Annotated in this window: 24 protein-coding genes; 19 read left to right on the forward strand and 5 right to left on the reverse strand. The window is 68.5% G+C overall.

Going from position 1 to position 22,781, the window contains the following annotated elements; all coding sequences use genetic code 11:
• Positions 1 to 6 precede the first annotated feature (6 nt).
• On the reverse strand, positions 7 to 2,163 hold the full coding sequence (locus ACNO8X_RS13665) for an acyltransferase family protein (protein ID WP_418005723.1): 2,157 nt from the start codon (positions 2,161 to 2,163) through the stop codon (positions 7 to 9).
• 112 nt (positions 2,164 to 2,275) lie between these two features.
• Here ACNO8X_RS13665 and ACNO8X_RS13670 point away from each other — a divergent pair, with 112 nt between their 5' ends.
• Genes ACNO8X_RS13670 through ACNO8X_RS13685 form a run of 4 tightly spaced genes read left to right on the forward strand, consistent with a single transcriptional unit; the run spans position 2,276 to position 5,947 of the window.
• Entirely contained in the window at positions 2,276 to 3,568 is a 1,293-nt protein-coding gene (locus tag ACNO8X_RS13670; protein WP_418005724.1) for an adenosylmethionine--8-amino-7-oxononanoate transaminase, read from the forward strand.
• Positions 3,569 to 3,604: 36 nt separating this feature from the next.
• Positions 3,605 to 4,747 (forward strand): 8-amino-7-oxononanoate synthase, encoded by a 1,143-nt coding sequence (locus ACNO8X_RS13675; RefSeq protein WP_418005725.1) that lies wholly within the window; start codon positions 3,605 to 3,607, stop codon positions 4,745 to 4,747.
• Positions 4,744 to 5,436, forward strand: coding sequence for a dethiobiotin synthase (bioD, locus tag ACNO8X_RS13680; protein ID WP_418005726.1), 693 nt, complete (start codon positions 4,744 to 4,746; stop codon positions 5,434 to 5,436). Before ACNO8X_RS13675 ends, bioD begins: the two co-directional genes overlap by 4 nt.
• Before the next feature lies 1 nt (position 5,437).
• On the forward strand, positions 5,438 to 5,947 hold the full coding sequence (locus ACNO8X_RS13685; RefSeq protein ID WP_418005727.1) for a 2'-5' RNA ligase family protein: 510 nt from the start codon (positions 5,438 to 5,440) through the stop codon (positions 5,945 to 5,947).
• A gap of 280 nt (positions 5,948 to 6,227) precedes the next feature.
• On the opposite strand, the gene ACNO8X_RS13690 is transcribed toward ACNO8X_RS13685, so the two are convergent.
• The gene (locus ACNO8X_RS13690; protein ID WP_418005728.1) at positions 6,228 to 6,851 is read right to left on the reverse strand and encodes a TetR/AcrR family transcriptional regulator C-terminal domain-containing protein; all 624 of its coding nucleotides are present in this window, start codon (positions 6,849 to 6,851) and stop codon (positions 6,228 to 6,230) included.
• A gap of 61 nt (positions 6,852 to 6,912) precedes the next feature.
• Between ACNO8X_RS13690 and bioB the strand changes: the two genes are divergently transcribed.
• From bioB to ACNO8X_RS13705, 3 genes are read left to right on the forward strand one after another with little or no spacing between them, the layout of a single operon-like run.
• Positions 6,913 to 7,920, forward strand: coding sequence for a biotin synthase BioB (gene bioB, locus ACNO8X_RS13695; RefSeq protein ID WP_133760367.1), 1,008 nt, complete (start codon positions 6,913 to 6,915; stop codon positions 7,918 to 7,920).
• Positions 7,920 to 8,159 (forward strand): hypothetical protein, encoded by a 240-nt coding sequence (locus ACNO8X_RS13700; RefSeq protein WP_043398517.1) that lies wholly within the window; start codon positions 7,920 to 7,922, stop codon positions 8,157 to 8,159. Before bioB ends, ACNO8X_RS13700 begins: the two co-directional genes overlap by 1 nt.
• On the forward strand, positions 8,156 to 8,869 hold the full coding sequence (locus ACNO8X_RS13705) for a DUF2567 domain-containing protein (RefSeq protein ID WP_418005729.1): 714 nt from the start codon (positions 8,156 to 8,158) through the stop codon (positions 8,867 to 8,869). The genes ACNO8X_RS13700 and ACNO8X_RS13705 overlap by 4 nt, the downstream gene beginning before the upstream one ends.
• Here ACNO8X_RS13705 and ACNO8X_RS13710 read toward each other — a convergent pair.
• Together ACNO8X_RS13710 and ACNO8X_RS13715 are read right to left on the reverse strand one after the other, a co-directional pair.
• Entirely contained in the window at positions 8,826 to 10,154 is a 1,329-nt protein-coding gene (locus ACNO8X_RS13710; protein ID WP_418005730.1) for a lipase family protein, read from the reverse strand. The two genes, ACNO8X_RS13705 and ACNO8X_RS13710, sit on opposite strands and share 44 nt — an antisense overlap.
• A gap of 87 nt (positions 10,155 to 10,241) precedes the next feature.
• Entirely contained in the window at positions 10,242 to 10,934 is a 693-nt protein-coding gene (locus ACNO8X_RS13715) for an NUDIX hydrolase (protein WP_418005731.1), read from the reverse strand.
• Between the two features lie 162 nt (positions 10,935 to 11,096).
• Here ACNO8X_RS13715 and ACNO8X_RS13720 point away from each other — a divergent pair, with 162 nt between their 5' ends.
• The 5 genes from ACNO8X_RS13720 (at position 11,097) to ACNO8X_RS13740 (ending at position 16,290) form a co-directional block, all read left to right on the forward strand.
• Positions 11,097 to 11,939, forward strand: a complete 843-nt coding sequence (locus ACNO8X_RS13720) for a hypothetical protein (RefSeq protein WP_418001443.1) — start codon at positions 11,097 to 11,099, stop codon at positions 11,937 to 11,939.
• Between the two features lie 302 nt (positions 11,940 to 12,241).
• Complete coding sequence (gene nadA, locus ACNO8X_RS13725; RefSeq protein WP_418001444.1) at positions 12,242 to 13,255, forward strand: quinolinate synthase NadA; 1,014 nt, start codon at positions 12,242 to 12,244, stop codon at positions 13,253 to 13,255.
• A 2-nt stretch (positions 13,256 to 13,257) separates the two neighbouring features.
• Complete coding sequence (locus ACNO8X_RS13730; RefSeq protein ID WP_418001445.1) at positions 13,258 to 14,856, forward strand: L-aspartate oxidase; 1,599 nt, start codon at positions 13,258 to 13,260, stop codon at positions 14,854 to 14,856.
• On the forward strand, positions 14,856 to 15,713 hold the full coding sequence (nadC, locus tag ACNO8X_RS13735; RefSeq protein ID WP_133760360.1) for a carboxylating nicotinate-nucleotide diphosphorylase: 858 nt from the start codon (positions 14,856 to 14,858) through the stop codon (positions 15,711 to 15,713). The genes ACNO8X_RS13730 and nadC overlap by 1 nt, the downstream gene beginning before the upstream one ends.
• A 22-nt stretch (positions 15,714 to 15,735) precedes the next feature.
• Positions 15,736 to 16,290, forward strand: coding sequence for a hypothetical protein (locus tag ACNO8X_RS13740; RefSeq protein WP_418001446.1), 555 nt, complete (start codon positions 15,736 to 15,738; stop codon positions 16,288 to 16,290).
• 47 nt (positions 16,291 to 16,337) lie between these two features.
• Here ACNO8X_RS13740 and ACNO8X_RS13745 read toward each other — a convergent pair whose 3' ends face one another.
• The gene (locus tag ACNO8X_RS13745; protein ID WP_418001447.1) at positions 16,338 to 16,754 is read right to left on the reverse strand and encodes a nitroreductase family deazaflavin-dependent oxidoreductase; all 417 of its coding nucleotides are present in this window, start codon (positions 16,752 to 16,754) and stop codon (positions 16,338 to 16,340) included.
• A 57-nt stretch (positions 16,755 to 16,811) separates the two neighbouring features.
• Between ACNO8X_RS13745 and hisD the strand changes: the two genes are divergently transcribed.
• From hisD to hisF, 7 genes are read left to right on the forward strand one after another with little or no spacing between them, the layout of a single operon-like run.
• Complete coding sequence (gene hisD / locus ACNO8X_RS13750; protein WP_418005891.1) at positions 16,812 to 18,131, forward strand: histidinol dehydrogenase; 1,320 nt, start codon at positions 16,812 to 16,814, stop codon at positions 18,129 to 18,131.
• A complete protein-coding gene (locus ACNO8X_RS13755) occupies positions 18,131 to 19,249 on the forward strand; it encodes a histidinol-phosphate transaminase (RefSeq protein ID WP_418001448.1) in 1,119 nt (372 codons plus the stop codon). Before hisD ends, ACNO8X_RS13755 begins: the two co-directional genes overlap by 1 nt.
• Positions 19,246 to 19,854: an imidazoleglycerol-phosphate dehydratase HisB gene (gene hisB, locus ACNO8X_RS13760; RefSeq protein WP_418001449.1), complete on the forward strand. Its 609-nt coding sequence runs from the start codon at positions 19,246 to 19,248 to the stop codon at positions 19,852 to 19,854. The genes ACNO8X_RS13755 and hisB overlap by 4 nt, the downstream gene beginning before the upstream one ends.
• Complete coding sequence (hisH, locus tag ACNO8X_RS13765; RefSeq protein WP_418001450.1) at positions 19,851 to 20,468, forward strand: imidazole glycerol phosphate synthase subunit HisH; 618 nt, start codon at positions 19,851 to 19,853, stop codon at positions 20,466 to 20,468. Before hisB ends, hisH begins: the two co-directional genes overlap by 4 nt.
• The gene (priA, locus tag ACNO8X_RS13770) at positions 20,465 to 21,196 is read left to right on the forward strand and encodes a bifunctional 1-(5-phosphoribosyl)-5-((5-phosphoribosylamino)methylideneamino)imidazole-4-carboxamide isomerase/phosphoribosylanthranilate isomerase PriA (RefSeq protein WP_029105632.1); all 732 of its coding nucleotides are present in this window, start codon (positions 20,465 to 20,467) and stop codon (positions 21,194 to 21,196) included. Before hisH ends, priA begins: the two co-directional genes overlap by 4 nt.
• Positions 21,193 to 22,008 (forward strand): inositol monophosphatase family protein, encoded by an 816-nt coding sequence (locus ACNO8X_RS13775; protein ID WP_418001451.1) that lies wholly within the window; start codon positions 21,193 to 21,195, stop codon positions 22,006 to 22,008. Before priA ends, ACNO8X_RS13775 begins: the two co-directional genes overlap by 4 nt.
• Positions 21,978 to 22,778: an imidazole glycerol phosphate synthase subunit HisF gene (hisF, locus tag ACNO8X_RS13780; protein WP_418005892.1), complete on the forward strand. Its 801-nt coding sequence runs from the start codon at positions 21,978 to 21,980 to the stop codon at positions 22,776 to 22,778. The genes ACNO8X_RS13775 and hisF overlap by 31 nt, the downstream gene beginning before the upstream one ends.
• The last annotated feature ends 3 nt before the right edge of the window (positions 22,779 to 22,781 follow it).

A 22,781-nucleotide genomic window follows, 5' to 3' on the forward strand; every position in this document is an offset into this window, starting at 1 on the left:
GGCAGCTCACCACCAGCCGGTTGCAGCCCCGACCTGGCGGCCGAGTTCGGCGGTCATGGTGCGCATGTAGGTGGCGGACAGGTGATGAGAGTCGTGATACAGCAAGACATTTCCCTCCACAGCGCGGCAGATGTCAGAACGGCACACCGCGTCACTCATGTCGAGCGGCTTCAACAATGGGAACTGCGCGACGAAATCGAGGGTCGGGTTGTGCTCGGACAGTACCTCGGACCGAGCGATACCGCAGGACGTTGAATTACCGCCGCTGGCAAGGCAGTCGGCCGGGAAGAACGGCTTACCGTCCTTGACCAGCCAGGGGGTGTCGCGCATGGCGAGGATCGGGATGTTCGCGTCGGACAGTCGCTGCCAGATGCCGATGTAGGTGCCGGGCATGACGTCGCCGGGCTTGATGTTCCAGGGGCGCGTGGACGTGGTGAAGACGAAGCTCGGGCGGTCGGTCACCAGCTTCGGCATGACCAGTTCGTTCCACTCGTAGCACTTCGGGTACGGCCGGTTGTCGCCCATCACCAGCGGATTGGGCTCGGTCGACAGCGGACAACCCATCTTCAGATAGGTGACGACCTTGAAGTGGTACCGCTTGCCGAGGATGTCCAGCGCGGTGATCCAGTGCTCGGCGTGCGAGCCGCCGGCCAGCGCCACGGTGCGGGTAGCGGCGATGTCGCCGTATGAGCAGTTGCGGATCGACAGGTCGTCGAAGTCGGCGATACAGCTGTCGGCTGTCGTAGCCGGCACATCGTCCTTGGCTTCGAGGACCGTCGGGCGGAACGGCAGTTTCGGCACCTTCGCGTGGTGTAGCAGCGAACGTGCACCCGGGTAGTCGACGGGGGACAGCGTGGCGAGTTCTTTACCGTTGGCCCGTTCGGTGTTCATGTGCTCGCGCCAGGTGAATGCCGTGGCGGTCAGCGTCACACCCATCATGGCGACGACGGTCCCCAACAGCGCGGTGGGGCGGCGCAACCGGGTTCCGAGTGGGACGTCAGGCGTACGTGCCGGCCGGCGCAGCGGGTTCTCCACATAGCGGGTGGTGAGCCAGGCCAGCACCCCGGAAACCAGCAGCACGGCGGCGCCGTCGACGAGATGCGCCCGGCTGTGGCCGCTGTAGGCCAGCCAGAAGATCAGCAGCGGCCAGTGCCACAGATACAGCGAGTACGCCATCGCGCCCAGGGACACGAACGGGCCGGTGGCCAGGAGCCGGTTCGGCGCGGGCAGCCGCCCGGTGTGGTTCGCGGCGCTGAGGATGAACAGCATGGTTGCGCCGACCGGCACCAGCGCCCACGGCCCGGGGAACTCCTGTACGCCGTCGATCAGGGCGCCACAGGACAAGATCGCCGCCAGCGCGACCACGGACACCACATTGCGCAGCCAGATCGGCCACCGGACGGACGGCACCAGCGCCCCCACGAGGGCACCCAGCAGCAATTCCCAGCCGCGGGCGAAGCTGTCGTAGTAGGCGCTGACCTGGTCGGCCTGGTGAGCGACGATCGCGTAGACGAATGACGCGACGGTCAACACGCTGAGTAATGCGATGAACGCGGGCCGTAGTCGGTCGCCGAGTCGGCGCCGGAACAGATACGCGAAGCCGAAGATCAGAGCCAGGAACGCGACGTAGAACTGGCCCTGCACCGACATCGACCAGAGGTGCTGCAGTGGGCTGACGGATTCGCCGGCCCGCAGGTAGTTCGATGCGGTCTCGGCCAGCTCCCAGTTCTGGTAGTAGCCGAGGCTGGCCAGGCTCTGGTCGGCGTACGTCTCCCAGCGGGTTTCGGGCTGGATCGCGATGGTCAACACGGCGCCCGCGGCCAGCACGACGATCAGGGCGGGCAGCAGACGACGGACCAGCCGGCGCAGCTGCGGACCGGGGGACAACGGCGCGTGCGGGGTCAGCGCGATCCGCAGGAGCTTGCCGCCGAAGAAGAAGCCCGACAGGGCCAGGAAGACGTCGACGCCGCCGGAAACCCGGCCGAACCAGACGTGAAAGGCCGCGACCATGGCGATGGCGATGCCGCGCAGGCCGTCCAGGTCGTGGCGGTAGAACCCGCTCGGCGCGTTGCCCGCAGCGGAGTCCGCACCGCTGTCGGTGACGTGCACGGCGTTGCCCGACCCGGGCTGCGACGCCGGCCGCGGTGCTGCAAGAGTCGTCATGGTCGGCTGTCAATCTACCCAAGATCCAAGCCGCGTTCATGTAGCGGCGAGTCGCCCGCTCGCTGAGTGGGCCGGTTCCGACGTGCTGAGCGGGCGATTAGGCTCGGTCATCGTGCCAGCGCTGAACCCTGCCGAAATCTCGGCGATCGACACCGCCCACATCTGGCACCCGTACAGCACCATCGGCGCCGAAGCGTTGCCCGCGGTGGTTGCTACCGAGGCGCACGGCATCATGCTGACCCTCATCCATGAGGGCGAACCGGTCCAGGTCATCGACGCGATGAGCTCGTGGTGGACGGCGGTGCACGGACACGGGCATCCGGTGCTCGATGCCGCGATCACCCGGCAGCTTCGCACCATGAACCACGTCATGTTCGGCGGGCTGACGCACGAGCCCGCGGCGCGGCTGGCGCAGCTGCTCGTGGAGATCACCCCTACCGGTTTGGACACGGTGTTCTTCTCGGATTCGGGTTCGGTCTCCGTCGAGGTCGCCGCGAAGATGGCCCTGCAGTACCAGCGCAGCCTCGGCCGTCCCGGCCGGCACAAGCTGATGACCTGGCGCGGCGGCTACCACGGCGACACGTTCACGCCGATGAGCGTCTGCGACCCCGACGGCGGCATGCATTCGATCTGGACCGACGTCCTGATGCCCCAGATCTTCGCGCCGCGGGTGCCCACGGAGTTCGACCAGAACTACGTCGACGCGTTCGAGGCCCAGCTGGCCGCGCACGTGGACGAGCTGGCGGCCGTCATCGTCGAGCCGGTGGTCCAGGGCGCGGGCGGCATGCGGTTCCACGACTCGCGCTATCTGACGGCGTTGCGCGACATCTGCACCCGGCACGACGTGCTGCTGATCTTCGACGAGATCGCAACCGGCTTCGGGCGGACGGGTGAGCTGTTCGCCGCGGATCACGCCGGCGTCAGCCCCGACATCATGTGCGTCGGCAAGGCGCTGACCGGTGGTTACGTGACGCTGGCGGCGACGCTGTGCACCGCTGAGATCGCGCGGGTGATCAGTTCCGGCGAGCCGGGCGCCCTCATGCACGGGCCGACGTTCATGGCGAACGCGCTGGCGTGCGCGGTGTCGGTGGCGGCTGTCGAGCTGCTGCTGGGTCAGGACTGGCGGTCCCGGGTTGCCGAGATCGCGGAGGGGCTGCGGCGTGGGCTGGCGCCGGCCGCGGAGCTGCCCTCGGTTGCCGACGTGCGGGTGCTGGGCGCCATCGGCGTCGTCGAGATGTGCGAACCCGTGAACATGGCGCTGGCCACGGTCACCGCGATCGAACACGGCGTGTGGCTGCGGCCCTTCGGCAAGCTGCTGTATGTGATGCCGCCCTTCATCTGCACGCCCGACGAGATCGACCAGGTCACCTCTGCTGTGGTCGCCGTTGCCCGTGCGTTAACCTGAACACCGTTCAATGGCACTGGAGTCAGGAGCGCGCCGATGACTGATCACTCGCCGCTGGCCTGGCTGGCCGATGTCGAACGCAAGCGCCGGGCGGCGGGCCTGCGCCGGTCGCTGCGGGTCCGGCCCGCGGTGGCCACCGAACTGGACCTGGCATCCAACGACTATCTGGGCCTGACGCAGCATCCCGACGTCATCGAGGGCGGCGTCACGGCGCTGCACACCTGGGGCGCGGGTTCCGGCGGATCGCGCCTGGTGACCGGCAACACCGAACTGCACGAGGACTTCGAGGCCGACCTGGCCGACTTCATGGGCGCCGAGTCGGCGCTGGTGTTCTCCTCCGGCTACACCGCCAACATCGGTGCGGTCGCAGCCCTGTCGGGGCCGGGTTCACTGGTCGTGTCGGACGCCTACAGCCATGCCTCGCTGGTGGACGCCTGTCGGCTGTCCCGGGCGCGGGTGGTGGTGTCCCCGCACAACGACGTCGGCGCCGTGGAGACCGCGCTGGTCAGTCGGTCCGAGGAGCGGGCCGTCGTGATCACGGACTCGGTGTTCTCCACCGACGGTGCCCTGGCCCCGCTGCGCGCCCTGCACGAGGTCTGTCGCCGGCACGGCGCGTTGCTGATCGTCGACGAGGCCCACGGCCTCGGCGTGCGCGGCACCGGCGGGCGCGGCCTGGTGCACGAGGTCGGATTGGCCGGCGAGCCCGACATCGTGGTGACGACAACGCTGTCCAAGTCGCTCGGCAGCCAGGGTGGGGCGGTGCTCGGCCCCGCCGCGGTGCGGGCCCATCTCATCGACGCCGCGCGAACCTTCATCTTCGACACCGGCCTGGCCCCGGCCGCCGTCGGCGCGGCCCGCGCGGCGCTTCAGGTCCTGATCGCCGAGCCGTGGCGGGCACAGGCCGTGTTGACCCACGCCGCGACGCTGGCCCGGTTCGGCGGCGCCGTCGGCACCCCGGATTCCGCCGTCGTCTCGGTTATCCTCGGCGACCCCGAGGTCGCGCTGGCCGCGGCGTCAGCGTGCCTGGACCGTGGTGTCCGGGTCGGCTGCTTCCGGCCCCCGACCGTGCCGGCCGGCACCTCCCGGCTGCGGCTGACCGCGCGGGCGTCGCTCGACGACGCCGAGCTGGACTTGGCGGGCCGGGTGCTCGGCGAGGTGCTCGCCCTGGTGCAGTCGTGACCGTGCTGCTTGTCGCCGGTACCGACACCGGCGTCGGCAAGACCATTGCGACCGCGGCGCTGGCCTGCGCCGCTCGACAGGCCGGTCTCGACGTCGCCGTGTGCAAGGCTGTGCAGACCGGAATCTCGCCGGCCGCCGGTCACGGTGACGACGATCTGGCCGAAGTGGGACGCCTGGCCGGGGTCACCTCGCTGGTGCCGGGCTGGCGCTATCCCGAGCCATTGGCGCCCGTCGCCGCCGCCGAATTGGCGGGCATGACGTTGCCCTCACGCGACGAGCTGATCGCGCTCATCAAGAACGTGGACCGGCCCCGCCAGCTGACCCTCGTCGAGGGCGCCGGGGGACTGCTCGTCCAACTCGGCGCCGACGGCACCACCTTGCGCGACCTGGCCCTCGAACTCGGGGCCGCGGTCCTGGTCGTCGTCGCGCCGGGCCTGGGCACCCTCAACCACACGGGGCTGACGGTCGAGTCGCTGGCCGCGCACGGCATTGCCTGCGCCGGATTGGTGATCGGCAGCTGGCCTCAGGAGCCGGGGCTGGCGGAAGCATCCAACCGGGGTGCACTCGACGAGATTGCCTCGGTGCGCGCCGTGCTGCCCGACGGCGCGGGCCGGTTGTCGCCTGACGTCTTCGCCACGGTCAGCGCGGAAGCCTTTGATCCGCAATGGGTTTCGAGCCTGGTCGGCTGACGTGGTGCACTCGGTCGAGCTGCTGTTCGACCTCGACACCGAGGCCGTGATCCGGCGCGCCTGGGACGACCTGCGCGAGACGGGGATCGCTGCTCAGTCGCCCGCCGCTCGTCCACATGCCACCCTGTGCGTCGCTCAACAGATCGACGACACGGTGCTACCGGTGCTGGCCGGCCTCGCCGGCAGGTTCCCTTTCCCGGCCCGCCTCGGTGCGACGCTGGTGTTCGGCCGCGCTGCCGGAATCGTGGCACGGCTCGTGGTGCCCAGCGCCGAATTGCTCGACCTGCACGCCGAGGTCTGCCGGCTCAGCGCACCGCATCTGCGGCCGGGACCGATGCCCCACACCAATCCGGGTGACTGGACACCGCACGTCACCCTGGCGCGTCGCGTTCCGCCCGACCGGCTCGCCCGCGCACTCGGCATCGCCGGCCGTCCGGCAGAGATCAGTGCTAGCGCCAGCGGGCTGCGGCTGTGGAACGGCAACGCGCGCACAGAGATTCGGATCCTTTGAGCGAGGGTTGGCTGAACACGGGCGTCGTCGCCAACGGCATGCCCTGACGCCGCGCGACGGACCCCGAACCGAGCGGCTGAAGTACCTGGCTGCCATTGCGAGGCCTTCGCACCCGTCGTGATTGAAGCTAGGTACTTCTCGAGACCGTCAGGCGTCCCTGAGTGCAATGATCACGGGCAGATCGCCAACTTGATTGCACTCAAGGACTTTTCAACTCGTTCCAGTGATCCCTACTGGTGCTCGAGTCCGGTCAGGCTCGGGTGATGTTGACCTGGACGGTTTACGGGGCGCGCAGGGCGTCAACCGTGTGCGCGCGGTCATCCCCGTGCGCCGCGAGCCCGTCGACCAGTAGGTCCAGGCCGAAAGTGAAACGGCCACCGGCGTTTTCGGACCACACCGAGTCGCTGTCGGCCACGGTCGCGCCGGCCGCGTCCCACTGGAGGCGGGACTGCTCGTCGGCGGTGAAGCCCAGTACGTAGTAGATGATGGTGCGGGCCGCGAGGTTGGCGTCGTCGGCGGTGAGGCCCGACTCGCGGCACGCGTCGGCCAACGCCTCCACGATGCGGCTGAGCTCGGCCGATCGCCCGGCCGAGAAACTGGCCGAGACCAGCTCGGCGCCGTCGGTGGCGGACAGCAGCGCGTCACGCAAAGCCGAGCACAACGCCACGACGCGGTCCGGCCACGGTCCGCCGGCCGGTCCGCTGATCGAGCGGGGAGCCGCGGTGGCCAGCAGGCGGTCGGCGACCGCGCCCAGTAGCTCCTGTTTGTCGGAGAAATGCCAGTACAGAGCGCCCGGGCTGACGCTCAGTTCACGCGCCAGCCTGCGCATGGTCAGGTCGGCTATCCCGTAGTTGTCCAGGATTTCGGCGGCCTTGGCCACCACGTCGCTTCGGTGCAGTTGCACGTCTGTATCCTAAACACCGTTCAAGTTGTAGGCCGCAGTCGGCCTGGAGTAAGGAGCGCCGATGACTCAGGCCGCGACCGATGTATTGGGTGTAGCCCGCGAGCAGGTGCTCGAGCGTGGCGAAGGCCTGAGCCAAGAGCAGGTGCTCGAGGTTCTGCAGCTGCCCGACGATCGACTGGAGGACCTGCTGGCCCTGGCGCACGACGTGCGCATGAAGTGGTGCGGTCCCGAGGTCGAGGTCGAGGGCATCATCAGCCTCAAGACCGGCGGCTGCCCTGAGGACTGCCACTTCTGTTCGCAGTCGGGCCTGTTCGCCTCTCCGGTGCGCAGCGCGTGGCTGGACGTCCCGAGCCTGGTCGAGGCCGCGAAGCAGACCGCCAAGACCGGTGCGACCGAGTTCTGCATCGTCGCCGCGGTGCGCGGGCCCGACGAGCGCCTGTTGGCTCAGGTCGCCGCCGGCATCGAGGCCATCCGCAATGAGGTCGACATCCAGATCGCGTGCTCGCTCGGCATGCTCGATCAGGAGCAGGTCGACCGGCTCAAGGCCATGGGTGTGCACCGCTACAACCACAACCTGGAGACCTCGAAGTCGTACTTCCCGAATGTCGTCACCACCCACACCTGGGAAGAGCGCTGGAAGACCCTCGAGATGGTTCGCGAGGCCGGCATGGAGGTCTGCTGCGGCGGCATCCTCGGCATGGGCGAGACCCTTGAGCAGCGTGCCGAGTTCGCCGCGAACCTGGCCGAGCTGAACCCGCACGAGGTGCCGCTGAACTTCCTGAACCCGCGTCCGGGTACCCCGTTCGGTGACCTGGAGGTGCTGCCGGCCGCCGACGCGCTGCGCGCCGTCGCTGCGTTCCGTCTGGCCATGCCGCGCACCATGCTGCGCTTCGCCGGTGGTCGCGAGATCACCCTCGGCGACCTGGGCGCCAAGCAGGGCATCCTGGGCGGCATCAACGCCGTCATCGTCGGCAACTACCTGACCACGCTGGGTCGCCCGGCCGAGTCCGATCTGGAACTGCTGGACGATCTGCAGATGCCGATCAAGGCCCTCAACGCCACACTGTGATGACTCGCGAATTGCCCGCACCGGTCAGTGCCGGCAAGTTCAACGTCTACACCGGTGTCGCGGCGGATGCCGTCGACGGCGCCGTCATGCCGACCACGGCCCAGCTCGGCCTGGAGGCGCCCCGGTTCTGTGCCGAATGCGGCCGCCGCATGGTGGTGCAGGTGCGTCCCGACGGTTGGTGGGCGAAGTGCTCGCGGCACGGGGTGGTGGACTCGAAGGACCTGGAGACCCAGCGATGACGGACGGCGGCGACGAGCGCCCGCGCGAAGAGCAGAATTTCGCGCAGGGCGCCGAAACCCTTGAGCCGCCGAAGCTTTCGCATCGCAGGGCAGCGCTGCGGGTCGTCGTCGGCCTGACGTTGGCCGGCGCGCTCGGCGGCCTGCTGTGGGCGTTTCTGGCGCCGCCGGTCGACGCCGTCGTCGCGTTGACCAAGAAGGGTCAGCGCATCCACGGGTACTTCGGAGACGAGTCGGACCGGGTGTTCATGGGTGGTGCGCTGGCCGTCGGTCTGCTGACGTTGATCGCCGTCGTGGCGGCGACGCTGGTGTGGCAGTGGCGCGCGCATCGTGGGCCGGTCCTGGCCGGTGCGCTGGCGCTCGGCAATGTGGCTGCCGCAGGGGCGCTCGCCGGTGTCGGCGCGGTCGTCGCTCATTGGCGGTACGGGACTCCGGACCTTGCGGGTGCGCCACTGTCTCCCGAGCATCGGGTGGGCTACCTGGTCGAGGCGCCGCCGGTGTTCTTCGGGCACTCGCCGTGGGTGATCGCGACGACGCTGTTCTTCCCGGCCGGCATCGCCGCGCTGGTCTATCTGTTCTGCACGCTGGCGACCAAGCGCGACGATCTGGGGGCCTGGCCGCCTGTGGAATGGGCGCCCGTCCGGCTACCGGTTGCCGCCGCTCCCGGTGCTACCGACGCCCAACCGGAAGTCCCAGCAGAACCTTCGTGCTGACGACGCCCAGCTTGATCAGGCCGAGGTAGGTCGCCGGGTTCAGCAGCGCCGGCCACGAGGTCCGCACGGTGGGGCCCAGCGGTTTGCCGTCGAACCGGTCGGCGAGCCAGCTCAGCGTCATCGGCGCAGCCAGCGGGTGCAGGACGATGTGCTCGCTGAGGATGTCTCGGTGGTAGGTCACGTGCGAGCCACCCATGACGTAGGTGTCGGTCAGCTCGTCGATGTTCCCGACGTTGATGATCTGGTCGTGCACAGCCTGCATCACCAGCAGCGGCGGCGTCGGCGCGGTCTTGCCGAGCTTGATGGCCTCGAAGACGTGCTGCACCTCGGGCGTGTCGAGCACTTCCTGCAGCGGCGACTTCAACAGGCTGTCGAAGTCGAGCCCGGCATGCCGGAAGACCGCCTCGGCGGTGGTCATGCCCTCGATGTTGCGCAGCATGGCCTTGCCGGCCTCGGTGGCGTGCTCGTTGATGACGCGCTTGAGGCCGGGGTAGATATGCATGAGAGCCGCGATCACCGTGGCCGGCAGGCCGGCCTTGGAAGTGCCGTTCAGCTGGCGGAAGACCTCGGCCAGATCACCGACCGGCGACCCCAGGGCCGCGCCGACGACGTTGAGCTCGGGTGCGTAGTTGGCGTATTCCTCCGCGGCCCAGGCGCTCGCGAGGCCGCCGCCCGAGTATCCCCACAGGCCGATCGGCGCGTCGGCGTACAAGCCGAGGGATTCGGTGTTGATGGCCGCGCGCAGGCCGTCGAGGATGTGGTACCCGGGTTCGTGCGGGGCACCCCAGATGCCGTCGGTGCCTTCGTGGTCGGGGACGGACACCGCCCAGCCCTGCGCGAGGACCGCGGCCACGAGCACGTATTCGAGCTGTGCCACGGAGCCGAGGGCCCGGGCGCGGCGCCGCAGCGCGTGCGACGGGAAGCAGGCGTCGGAGACGGCGTCGATGGCGCACTGGTAGGAGACGATCGGGCAGCGGGCGTTCGGGTTGTGCCCGACGGGCAGCAGGACGGTGGTGACCGCGGCCTGCGGGGTGCCATTGAGGTCGGTGCTGCGGTACAGCAGCTGCGTGGCGGTGACGCCCTGGGGTATCACGCCCATGAAGCCGAGCTCGACGTCGCGCGAGCGCAGGACGGTGCCGGGTGCGGTGTGCTCGAAGCCGACGGGCGCGACGTAGAACGCGTCGTCGCTGGGGCGCAGTGGGCGGGTGCCGGATTGGAGTTCCTCGTGGTACGGCTGGCCGATCCACTCGGCGTCGAACGCCCTGGCTGCATTGCCCATGGTCATCGGGAAATCATGTCTTAAGGAACCCTTAAAAACCAATTCTGGCTCGCGAAATGTGGCCGGAAAGTGACCTACGTCACGACCCGTAGGTTAACTAGGTGGGCGTAAGGCGGCGAACTCGTCCGTAACGCGATATGTCGAGTCGGTGAACCGGTACAGCGCGGCTGGGCGGCCGCCGCTGCGTCCGGAGCGGGCTGTGGTGCCGGTCGGGGTGATGACGCCGCGCCGGCCCAGTACCCGTTGCAGATTGGTCGGGTCCACCGGGTGGCCCAGCGTGGCGGAGTAGATGTCCCGCAGCGTGGTCAGGGTGAATTCCTTTGGCGCCAAGGCGAATCCGATGTTGGTATAGGACATCTTGGCCACCAGCCGGGTGTGTGCGTGCGTGATCATCGGGCGGTGGTCGAAGGCCATGGGAGGCAGTGCCGACACGGGGTGCCAGCGCGTGTCGCTCGGGAGTTCGGGTGTTGCGGGGGAGGGCACCAGGCCCAGGAAGGTCGAGGCGATGGTGCGTGGGCCGGGCACGCGTTTGGGCTCGGAGAAGACCGCGAGCTGCTCGAGATGGGTCAGCTGACGCAGATCGACCTTCTCGGCGAGTTGGCGCCGGACCGAACTGATCATGTCTTCGTCGTGCCGCAGCTGGCCGCCAGGGAGGGACCATGCGCCACGCTGCGGCTCCATGGCGCGCTCCCACAACAGCACACTGAGCTGCGGTTTCTTTCCGTCGAGGAGGCGCACCTGAAACACGACGGCGAGCACTTCATGCGCAGTACCCACATCCGTCACGTTTTCGATTTTAAGTCGAAAACATCGGAGTTCAAAAGCGCCCGCTGGGGCGGTGGGTGGCCATAGCTGTAACCGGCGCAGGTGCCGCCCAGTAGCTAGACTGACCAGGCGCGATTCCAGCAAACTTCATGGTCGGTACGTGGGGGAAAGGGCCAGGGGGCCATGCGCAATATTGGTGTTGATCCAACAGACCCGCTCGGGTGGATGTTGACCTTCGCGGAGTTCGGCACACTGCGTTCGCGACTGAGCGTGAGAAACCACAGGTCCCTTGAGCTCGTCGTCGGTACCGGTGCCGCCAACGTGTCGTTGACGAGTTATGGCAAGCGGATTTCCACGGTGTGGCAAACGATTGAGACCATCGGTGCCGGAGCTGTGAAGCCTCGCCGCCTGATCCTCTGGCTGGATGACCGCGACGCGTATCTCGATCCGCCGGCAACATTGAAACGCTTGCAGGCACGCGGGTTGGAAATTCGTCACTGCCGCGACTACGGACCACACAAGAAGTACTTTCCGTATGTCAACGAGATACTGCCGGACGAACCCGACGCCACTCTTGTCACAGCGGATGACGACGTCTACTACCCGCCCACCTGGCTCGCGGAGCTGCTCGCGGCGCATCGGCCCGGCGAGGTCACCGCTTTTCGTGCGCGCATCAGGAGCGATGGCCCGTATGGCACCTGGCCGATGTGCACCACAACCGAAGCATCCGACACGGTATTCGCGACAGGAGTATCCGGTGTCGCCTACCCTCCGGAACTGCTTGGGGCGCTGCGGGATCGCGGCGAGGCGTTCGCCCATGTGTGTCCGCGGGCTGACGATTACTGGCTGCACTACGCCGCCGTATCGAGGGGAATCCCGATCCGCCAGGTGCGTGATGTCGCCGCCCACTTCTGGCCCATCGTGCTGGTTGCCAGCCGGGGCCTTTGGGACGGCAGTGGAACTGCGAACGACGCCATCGCCGTCCAGACGCAACAGACCTGGCAGAACTATCCAGAATCGTCCTGACGCCGCGTAGGTAGCGGAGCCGTCTTCCCCAGAGCGCGCCAACGGGGCGGCTGGTTCGTGTGCTCTGGAAATTGCCGACGCTGGATGAGGTTCGGTCCGGACGGCCGTAGCCGTCTTTGCTGGTCAAACCGGGCAGTGTCGCAGATCGACTGGTCGCGGTGCGGCCAGTTCGCGCTGGGTGGCTTTCAGGTCCTTTGGGGTCGCGCGCGGTACACCAAGGTGAACTTTTCGTGTGCAGTGCTAGTATGTGGCATGTTTTCGATCATAAGTCGAAAACCTGGCCAGGTTCAAAGGAGACGGCCATGACGGTTCTGGACCGACCGGCGGAGTTCGAAGGTTTCGGCGACGTGGTCGCCGACGCGCAGTGGGCGGACGAGGTGCGCCGCCTGGCGAAAGAACGCAACGCCACGATCCTCGCGCACAACTACCAGCTGCCCGAGATTCAGGACATCGCCGACCACGTGGGCGACTCGCTGGCGCTGTCGCGCATCGCCGCGGACGCCGCGGAGGGCACCATCGTGTTCTGCGGTGTGCACTTCATGGCCGAGACCGCCAAGATCCTGTCACCGGCCAAGACTGTGCTGATCCCGGATCAGCGGGCAGGCTGCTCGCTGGCCGATTCGATCACCGCCGACGACCTGCGGGCCTGGAAGGCCGACTACCCGGATGCGGTCGTGGTGTCCTACGTGAACACCACCGCGGCGGTCAAAGCCCTCACCGACATCTGCTGCACGTCGTCCAACGCCGTCGAGGTGGTCGCCTCGATCCCGGCGGACAAGACCGTGCTGTTCTGCCCCGACCAGTTCCTCGGCGCGCACGTCCGCCGGATGACCGGCCGCGACAACCTGCACATCTGGGCCGGGGAATGCCACGTGCACGCCGGCATCAACGGTGACGAACTCGCCGACCAGGCCCGCTCGCACCCCGATGCCGAACTGTTCGTGCACCCCGAATGCGGTTGCGCCACCTCGGCTCTTTACCTGGCCGGCGAGGGCGCCGTGCCGGACGACCGGGTCAAGATCCTGTCGACCGGCGGCATGCTCGACGCCGCCCGGGCGACCACGGCCAAGCAGGTCCTGGTCGCCACCGAGATCGGCATGCTGCACCAGTTGCGCCGTGCCGCACCGGAAACCGAGTTTCTCGCCGTCAACGATCGGGCCTCTTGCCCGTACATGAAGATGATCACGCCGGGCGCGCTGCTGCGCTGCCTGCGGGACGGTGCCGACGAGGTCAACGTCGACGAGGATGTCGCAGCCGCAGCTCGGTTGAGCGTGCAGCGCATGATCGGGATCGGGCAGCCCGGCGGCGGGGAGTAGCGGTGAGCCTCCACGCGGCCCGTCCGCTGGGCGCGTGCGGCGGGCGGGGCTACTGGCGCCAACGGGCCGACGTGGTCGTCGTCGGCACGGGTGTGGCCGGCCTGGCGGCCGCACGTGCCGCTCAGCTGGCCGGCAGCCGTGTCGTGGTCGTCGGCAAGTCCGGCGAGACGGCGACCGCGTACGCCCAGGGCGGCATCGCAGTCGTCATCCCTGACACCGATGACTCGGTGCAGGCGCACGTCGCCGACACCGTCGCGGCCGGTGCCGGTCTATGTGACATCGAGGCGGTCACCTCGATCGTCGCCGACGGCTATGCCGCGGTGCGCGACTTGGTCGGCGCCGGTGCGGCTTTCGACGAGGTCGGACCGGGGGACTGGTCGCTGACCCGCGAGGGCGGGCACAGCCGCCGCCGCATCATCCACGCCGGCGGCGATGCCACCGGCGCTGAGGTCCAGCGCGCTCTGGCCGCCGCGACGCAGACGCTGGATATCCAGCCCAATCATGTTGCGCTGCAGGTACTGCACCACGACGGAGCGGTCAGCGGGCTGCTGGTCCTGAGCCCCGAAGGACCCGGTGTGCTGACGGCGCCGTCGGTCATTCTGGCGACCGGCGGACTGGGCCAGCTGTACACCGCGACGACCAACCCCGACGGATCCACCGGCGACGGCATCGCCCTGGCTCTGCGCGCCGGATTGCCGGTCCGCGACATCGAATTCGTCCAGTTCCACCCCACGATGCTGTACACCGGCGCGGCCGGCGGTCGTTGCCCGCTGATCACCGAAGCGCTGCGCGGCGAAGGCGCGATCCTGCGTGACCGCCACGGCGACTCGGTGACCGACGGCGTCCATCCGATGGGTGATCTGGCGCCGCGCGACGTGGTAGCCGCCGCCATCGATGCGCGCCTGGCTGCCACCGGCGACGACTACGTCTACCTCGATGCCCGCGGTGTCTCCGATGTCGCCGCCCGGTTCCCGACGGTGACCGCCGCCTGTCTGGCTGCCGGTATCGACCCTGCGCGCCAACCGATTCCGGTGGTACCGGGCGCGCACTACAGCTGCGGCGGCGTGGTCACCGACGTGCACGGTCGCACCGAGATGACCGGTCTGTACGCCGCTGGTGAGGTCGGCCGCACCGGTATGCACGGCGGTAACCGGCTGGCCTCCAACAGCCTGCTCGAAGGGCTGGTGGTCGGTGGCCGGGCCGGTCGAGCGGCAGCGGAGCGGGCTCGCAGTGCCGGCGGAAACCGTGTGCCGGAACCGGATTTGGGCAAGCGGCCGGCGCTGGATCGGGATGCGCTGCAACGCGGCATGACGCGGTACGCGTCGGTGGTGCGCGATGCGGCCGGACTGGGGCAGCTGGGCGAGTTGCTCGCCGGCGCCCGTGGCACGGCCATGTCGGATCGCACGGCCGTCGAGGATGCGGCCCTGACCGTGACGGCGTCGGCGGTGGCCGCGGCAGCGGCGGCCCGCGCCGAATCCCGTGGCTGCCACCACAGAAGCGACCGGCCGGACCGCGATCCGGCGTTCGGGGTGTCGATCGATGTGCGGCTGGACGCCGCCGGGCGCGCGCTGGCCGCCCTGCCGATAGGAGTGTGTAACTGATGGCATTGACTGCAGCCGAACTGGCAGACGCGCACGCGATCATCGATCGCGCGCTCGATGAGGATCTGCGCTACGGGCCGGACGTCACGTCGGCGGCGACGGTGCCTGCCGATGCCACGACCGTCGCATCGATGGTGTCGCGGCAGCCGGGCGTCATCGCGGGCCTGGACATCGCGGTGCTGGTGCTGGACAAGGTGATCGGCGCGGGTGCCTATCAGATCCGGGACCGCGCCGAGGATGGTGCCGAGGTCAAACCCGGCGACGCGGTGCTGACTGTCGAGGCACCGACGCGGGCTCTGCTGACCGCCGAACGCACCATGCTCAACATCGTCTGCCACTTGTCGGGGATCGCCTCGGAGACGGCCCGCTGGGTCCAGGAGGTGGCCGGCACCGACACGGCCATCCGCGACACCCGAAAGACCTTGCCCGGTTTGCGGTTACTGCAGAAGTACGCGGTGCGGGTCGGCGGCGGTGTCAATCACCGGCTGGGGCTCGGCGATGCCGCGTTGATCAAGGACAACCACGTCGCGGCCGCCGGATCGGTGCTCGCAGCCCTACAGGCGGTGCGCAACGTGGCGCCGGACCTGCCGTGCGAGGTGGAGGTGGATTCACTCGAGCAGCTCGACGAAATCCTCGGCGAGAACGTCGAATTGGTGTTGCTGGACAACTTCCCGGTCTGGCAGACGCAGATCGCGGTGCAGCGCCGCGACGCCCGCGCACCCGGCACCAAGCTCGAGTCGTCGGGCGGGCTGAGCCTGGATTCGGCCGCGGCCTACGCCTCGACCGGCGTTGACTACCTCGCCATTGGCGCGCTGACACATTCGGTGCGGGTGCTCGACGTCGGCCTCGATACCTAGCTCGGCCGTTACTATCACGGTCATGGCGGAAGACGAGAAGACCGAAGACAAGACCACCACGCTGAGCAAAGCTGCCAAGGACACCGACTCGACGTCGGATTCGGGTTCGATGTCCGTCACGCAGATCATCGCGATTGCGGCCGTGGTCATCGGCCTGATCGCCGGTGCCATCGGCGGCTACGCCCTGTACGCGGTGAAGCATCAGGCCAAGACGTACACCGAGGCCGAGCAGGACACGGCCAAGATCGCGCTCTGCGACGCCATGAAGACCGTCAGCAAGGGCATCGCGATCAACACCAACCTGGCGGTCCCCGGCGGGCCGGATGACACGACGGGCGCGCTGGCCGTCGCGGCCAATGCTCGCCTGGCCCTGATCACCGGTGGCCAGTACCTGTTGAACCGGATCGATCCGGCCGCCCCGGCCGACCTCGCGACGGCGGCGCGCAAGTACGCGAACACTCTGCTGGACATCGGCGCGGCGGCGACTGCCGGCTCCCAGACCGATGACCCGCAGCAGAAGGTGCGCCTGGACGACGCGGGCGCCGACAGCAAGCAGATCAACGACATCTGCAAGTAGCGGCTGACAACGAGGGCCACGCTGAATTTCAGCGTGGCCCTCGTTCGTTAGTGCGCGATGTCGGCGACGAACACGCCCTGGCGCTTCCCGACGATCCGCGCGATCCGCGGCAGCGACGGATCGTCGGTGCCTGCGGGCAGGATTCGCGGATTGACCAGGTGCAGGTCCTTGCGCGAGACGTGGATGTCGGCCTCGCCGGCGGCCAGCACGTTCTTGACCCAGTTCGTCTTGCCGTGGGCGAGCCCAATCGCCAGCACATCACCCTTGCGGTACGAGGTGACGATGGTCTCGAACTCCGTGCCCGACTTGCGGCCGCGGTGCTTGATGACCGAGAACCCCGGCAGCTTCTTGGACAACGGGCGCAGCGCCGGGTTGATGTACTTGATCTGGAGGTTTTCGAACCACACCGGGAAGATCATCGGCACGCCGGCGGCGTTGTTGGGGTGTTCCTGACGGCTTGACATTGACGCCTCCGTATTCGATTTGGCTTGCTCTGGGAGAATAGTGGGGTGAACACTGCAGTGAAGCTCGCGCGTATCGATTTGCGAGGTCAGCAGCTGTCCGCGGCGCAGTTGCGAGCGGTGCTGCCCCGAGGCGGTGTCGACGTGGATTCGGTGCTGCCCAAGGTACGCCCGATCGTCGACGCCGTGGTCGAGCGCGGTGCGGTGGCCGCCCTCGAATACGGCGAGACCTTCGACGGGGTGCGGCCGGCCGCGGTGCAGGTCCCCAAGGCGGAGCTGGACGCCGCGCTGACCCGGTTGCCCGCGGACGTGCGGTTGGCGCTGGAGGTCGCGATCGAGCGGACCCGCGCCGTGCACGCCGACCAGCGGCGCACCGATACCACCACGACCCTGGCCCCGGGCGCGACCGTCACCGAACGGTGGGTCCCGGTCGAGCGCGTCGGGCTGTACGTGCCGGGCGGCAACGCCGTCTACCCCTCGAGCGTCGTGATGAACGTCGTGCCGGCCCAGACCGCAGGCGTCGACTCGCTGGTCATCGCCAGCCCGCCGCAGAAGGACCACGGCGGCTTGCCGCACCCGACCATCCTGGCCGCCGCGGCCCTGCTCGGGGTCGACGAGGTGTGGGCAGTCGGCGGTGCCCAGGGCATCGCGCTGCTGGCCTACGGCGGCGTGGACATCACCGGTGACGAGCTGGCGCCGGTCGACATGATCACCGGGCCGGGCAACATCTTCGTCACCGCCGCCAAGCGCATCTGCCGCTCCCAGGTGGGCATCGACGCCGAGGCCGGCCCGACGGAGATCGCCATCCTGGCCGATCACTCGGCCGACGCCGTGCACATCGCCGCCGATCTGATCAGCCAGGCCGAGCACGATGAGATGGCGGCCAGCGTGCTGGTCACCACCAGCGAGAAGCTGGCCGACGCCACCGATGTCGAGGTGGCCGCGCAGGTCGCCACCACGTTGCACCGCGAGCGGGTGACGGTCGCGCTGAACGGCAAGCAGTCGGCCATCGTGCTGGTCGACGATCTCGACACCGGAGTGCGGGTGGTCAACGCCTACGCCGCCGAGCACCTGGAAATCCAGACCGTCGACGCCGCGGAGGTGGCCGGCCGAATCCGTTCGGCGGGGGCCATTTTCGTCGGTGCCTGGTCGCCGGTGAGCCTCGGTGACTACTGCGCCGGGTCCAACCACGTGCTGCCCACCGCCGGTTGCGCGCGGCACTCCAGCGGGCTGTCGGTACAGACGTTCCTGCGTGGCATCCATGTCGTCGACTACACCGAGGCGGCCCTGAAAGACGTTGCGGGTCACGTGATCACGTTGGCCAAGGCAGAGAACCTGCCGGCGCACGGTGAGGCCGTCCGCCGGAGGTTCGAACGCTGATGGGCAAGATTTCCCTGGCCGACCTGCCGCTGCGGGAGAACCTGCGCGGCAAGTCGCCGTACGGCGCACCGCAACTGGTGGTTCCCGTGCGGCTAAACACCAATGAGAACCCGCACCCGCCCACCCAGGCGCTGATCGACGACGTGGCCGCATCGGTCGCCGAGGCGGCGGCCGAGTTGCACCGGTACCCGGATCGCGATGCCATGGCGCTGCGCGCCGACCTGGCCGCGTACATGCAGGCGCAGACGGGTGTCGCGCTGACGGCGGAAAACCTTTGGGCGGCCAACGGTTCCAACGAAATCCTGCAGCAGTTGCTACAGGCTTTCGGCGGGCCGGGCCGCAGCGCCATCGGTTTCGTGCCGTCGTACTCGATGCACCCGATCATCTCCGACGGCACCCAGACCGAATGGCTGTCGGCGACACGAGCCACCGATTTCGGGCTCGACGTCGACGTCGCCGTGGCCGCCATCAGCGCACAACGGCCCGACGTGGTGTTCGTGACCAGCCCCAACAACCCCACCGGGCAGAGCGTGCCGCTCGACGACCTGCGGCGGTTGCTCGACGTCACACCGGGCGTGCTGATCCTGGACGAGGCCTACGGCGAATTCTCGTCGCAGCCCAGCGGTGTTGCGCTGCTGGCCGAGTACCCGGCCAAGCTGATTATCAGCCGCACCATGAGCAAGGCCTTCGCGTTCGCCGGCGGGCGGTTGGGCTACCTGGTGGCCGATCCCGCGGTGATCGACGCGATGTTGTTGGTGCGGCTGCCCTACCACCTGTCGGTGCTGACGCAGGCGGCCGCGCGCGCGGCGCTGCGCCATGCCGATGAGACACTCAGCAGCGTCGCCACCTTGGCGGCGGAGCGGGACCGGGTAGCTGCGGCGTTGTCCGACTTGGGTTTCCGGGTCATCCCCAGCGACGCCAACTTCATCCTATTCGGAGAATTCGCCGATGCCGCGGCGACCTGGCAGCGCTACCTCGACGCCGGCGTGCTGATCCGAGACGTCGGGATCCCCGGCTTCCTGCGCACCACTGTCGGGTTGGCCTCGGAGAACGATGCCCTGCTCGAAGTCAGCGCCAAGCTCGCCGCATCGGAACTAGCCCCACAAGGAGTTTCATGACCCGCCGCGCCCGCGTGGAACGCACCACCAAGGAATCCAGCATCGTCGTCGAGATCGACCTCGACGGCACCGGCCAGGTCGACATCACCACCGGGGTGCCGTTCTTCGACCACATGCTGACCTCCTTGGGGACGCACGCCAGCTTCGATCTGACCGTGCACGCCAAGGGTGACGTCGAGATCGAGGGTCACCACACCGTCGAGGACACCGCGATCGTCCTGGGCCAGGCGCTCGGCCAGGCCTTGGGCGACAAGAAGGGCATCCGCCGGTTCGGTGACGCCTTCATCCCGATGGACGAGACCCTCGCCCATGCGGCCGTTGATGTTTCGGGCCGTCCGTACTTCGTGCACACCGGCGAACCCGAGTCCATGGTGTCCTTCACCATCGCCGGATCGTCGGTGCCGTACCACACCGTGATCAACCGGCACGTCTTCGAGTCGTTGGCCTTCAACGCCAAGATCGCGCTGCACGTGCGGACGCTGTACGGCCGCGATCCGCACCACATCACCGAGGCGCAGTACAAGGCTGTCGCCCGTGCGCTGCGCCAGGCCGTCGAGCCCGATCCGCGGGTGGCCGGCGTGCCGTCGACCAAAGGCACTCTGTGACAAAGAAACTTGTTGTTCTGGACTACGGTTCGGGCAATCTTCGGTCTGCGCAGCGCGCGCTCGAGCGCGTTGGTGCTGACGTCGAGGTGACCGCTGACGCTGCGGCTGCCGCCGCCGCGGACGGACTGGTGGTGCCCGGGGTCGGCGCCTACGAGGCCTGCATGACGGGCCTGCGGTCGATCGGCGGGGAGCAGATCATCGCCGACCGTCTTGCCGCGGGTCACCCCGTGCTGGGCGTCTGCGTCGGCATGCAGATCCTGTTCTCGAAGGGCGTGGAGTTCGGCGTGCAGACCGAGGGCTGCGGGCAGTGGCCCGGCGAGGTCACCCGGCTCGATGCCCCCGTGATCCCGCACATGGGCTGGAACACCGTCGACGCCGCTGTCGACAGCACCCTGTTCACGGGGCTCGACGCGGACACCCGGTTCTATTTCGTGCATTCGTACGCCGCCCAGCAGTGGGGCGGCCATGCCGACGCGAAGGTCACCTGGGCCACGCATCACGTGCCGTTCATCGCCGCCGTCGAAGACGGCGCATTGTCGGCGACACAGTTTCATCCGGAGAAGAGCGGCGACGCAGGTGCGACGCTGTTGGCGAATTGGGTTGAGGGGCTATGAGTTTGATTTTGTTGCCGGCCGTTGACGTGGTCGACGGCAAGGCGGTGCGGTTGGTGCAGGGCAAGGCCGGCAGCGAGACCGACTACGGTTCGGCGCTCGAGGCGGCGCAGACCTGGCAGCGCGACGGCGCCGAGTGGGTGCACCTCGTGGACCTGGACGCCGCGTTCGGCCGGGGCAGCAACCGGGAGCTGCTGGCCGAGGTGGTCGGCAAACTCGATGTGGCCGTGGAGCTTTCCGGCGGCATCCGCGACGACGCCTCGCTCAAGGCGGCCATGGACACCGGCTGCGCCCGCGTGAACATCGGCACCGCCGCGCTGGAGAGCCCGGAGTGGTGCAAGCGCGCCATCGGCGAATACGGCGACCGCGTGGCCGTCGGCTTGGACGTGCAGTTCGAGAACGGCAGCTGGCGCCTGCGCGGCCGTGGCTGGGAAACCGACGGCGGCGACCTGTGGGAGGTGCTGGAACGCCTTGATAGCGAAGGCTGTTCGCGCTACGTCGTCACCGACGTCACCAAGGACGGCACGCTGACCGGCCCGAACCTGGACCTGCTGAGCACTGTGGCCGGCCGCACCAAGGCGCCGATCATTGCGTCGGGCGGGGTGTCGAGCCTGGACGACCTGCGGGCCATCGCCACGCTGACCGGGCAGGGCGTCGAGGGTGCCATCGTCGGAAAAGCCTTGTACGCCGAGCGGTTCACGCTGCCCGAGGCGCTGGCCGCAGTGAAGTGATCGAACCGGCGAGGTTGGCAGAGCTGGTCGCGGTCGCGACCGGCGTGCTCGATGATGCCGTCGCTCCGTTCATCGCGGGCCATCAGGCGGATGCGGCGGTGCGCAAGAAGGGCAACGACTTCGCCACCGAGATCGACCTTGCCATCGAGCGCCAGGTCGTCGCGGCACTGACGTCGGCGACCGGGATCGGTGTGCACGGTGAGGAATTCGGTGGCGAGCCCATCGATTCCGAACTGGTGTGGGTACTCGACCCGATCGACGGCACGTTCAACTACGCGGCCGGTTCGCCCATGGCGGCGATCCTGCTCGGCCTGCTGTGGCGGGGCACTCCCGTCGCCGGCCTGACCTGGCTGCCCTTCATGGGCCAGCGGTACGTTGCGACCGTGGATGGTCCGGTCCGCGACGGGGAGTCGGTGTTGCCGCCGTTGGCGCCGAGCACGCTGGCCGACTCGATCATCGGTATCCAGACCTTCAACATCGATTCGAAGGGCCGGTTCCCGGGGCGGTGGCGCAACGCGGTCCTGTCGAGCCTGACGCGGGAATGCTCACGGGTGCGGATGCATGGCGCCACCGGCCTTGACCTGGCCTACGTCGGCGCCGGCATCCTCGGCGGCGCAATCAGTTTCGGTTACCACATCTGGGACCACGCCGCGGGCGTGGCGCTGGTGCGGGCCGCGGGCGGCATCGTCACCGACCTCGCCGGTGAGCCCTGGACGGTGGAGTCGAAGTCGGCGCTGGCCGCCGCTCCCGGCGTGCACGAGAGGATGCTGGAGATCGTGAAATCCGTTGGTGTGCCGGAGGATTACCTGTGAGTCTCGCAACCCGTGTCATCCCATGCCTGGACGTCGATGGCGGCCGCGTGGTCAAGGGCGTCAACTTCGAGAACCTCAGGGACGCCGGTGATCCCGTCGAATTGGCCGCCGCGTACGACGCAGAGGGCGCCGATGAGCTGACGTTCCTGGACGTCACCGCGTCGTCGTCGGGCCGCTCGACAATGCTCGAGGTGGTGCGCCGCACCGCCGAGCAGGTGTTCATCCCGCTGACCGTCGGCGGGGGCGTCCGCTCGGTCGAGGACGTCGATACTCTGCTGCGGGCCGGCGCCGACAAGGTCTCGGTCAACACCGCGGCGATCGCCCGGCCGGAACTGCTGTCGGAGTTGTCGCGGCAGTTCGGTTCGCAATGCATCGTGCTGTCCGTCGACGCGCGGACCGTGCCGGCAGACTCTGACCCGACACCGTCGGGCTGGGAGGTGACGACCCACGGTGGTCGTCGCGGTACCGGCATCGACGCCGTCGAATGGGCAACGCGCGGAGCCGAACTCGGGGTCGGCGAGATTCTGCTGAACTCGATGGACGCCGACGGCACCAAGGCCGGGTTCGACCTGGCGATGCTGCGGGCAGTGCGGGCCGCTGTGACTGTGCCGGTGATCGCCAGCGGGGGAGCCGGCGCGGTCGACCACTTCGCGCCTGCGGTGCAGGCGGGCGCCGATGCGGTGCTGGCGGCCAGCGTGTTCCACTTCCGTGAGCTGACGATCGGGCAGGTGAAGGCGGCGATGGCGGCCGAGGGGATCATCGTTCGATGAGCG

This window comes from Mycobacterium sp. PDNC021, from assembly GCF_048282635.1.
In the GTDB taxonomy this organism is placed as follows: domain Bacteria; phylum Actinomycetota; class Actinomycetes; order Mycobacteriales; family Mycobacteriaceae; genus Mycobacterium; species Mycobacterium llatzerense.